Raw genomic sequence first — 588 nt, 5'->3', positions numbered from 1 at the left:
CCTGCAGCCCGGCATCAGGGGCGAGGTGCGCCTTGTGGAGAGAGCTTTTGGCATTGGGCCCTCGGCGCTGACGGAGGCCATGGGCATGCTCAACCACCATTTCGCAGCAGCCGCCTGATCGGCGCAGAGCGACAGCCTACCTCTGACTGCCGCCAATCTTTGCAACAGAGCCGTCATTTCTGTCGTCACCCACGGACGACGCGCTTCCTGCGACGGCTACCTCGAGGCTGGAGGAATGCGCGTCCGTTTCAGCCATGCGTTCCGCTTCGTCAGCACCCCCAAGACCTCGATGATCGCAGAACTGCGACGCTACTGCATCGAGACGCAGGTTGACTGAGGCCTGTGCGGACAGCACGAACGACCCTTGAGCCCGTAATCTGGGAACCGCAGAAACTACCCGATCGAAACGCAACTACTTTGCCGACCCTACGGGGTTGGCTCGCGGTCGTCGTCCTTGGCCGGGCTCTGTTGCAAAAATCGTGAAGCTTGAGCATGCTTGGCGGAGATTGGACGGACGGAACGATGACGGATTTCAAGTGGCGCCATTTCCAGGGTGATGTGATCCTGTGGGCGGTGCGCTGGTATTGT

1 pseudogene is annotated in these 588 nt (G+C 60.7%); it reads left to right on the top strand.

The features are described 5' to 3' along the window. Positions 1-118, top strand: a pseudogene (locus NQ050_RS11020) (IS6 family transposase); the annotation flags it as partial. Positions 119-588 lie beyond the last annotated feature (470 nt).

The organism is Corynebacterium sp. 122RC1 (assembly GCF_024580955.1).
In the GTDB taxonomy this organism is placed as follows: Bacteria; Actinomycetota; Actinomycetes; order Mycobacteriales; family Mycobacteriaceae; genus Corynebacterium; species Corynebacterium kozikiae.
The sequence above is the reverse complement of the archived record's forward strand: the minus strand, read 5'-3'. Positions and strand labels throughout refer to the sequence as shown.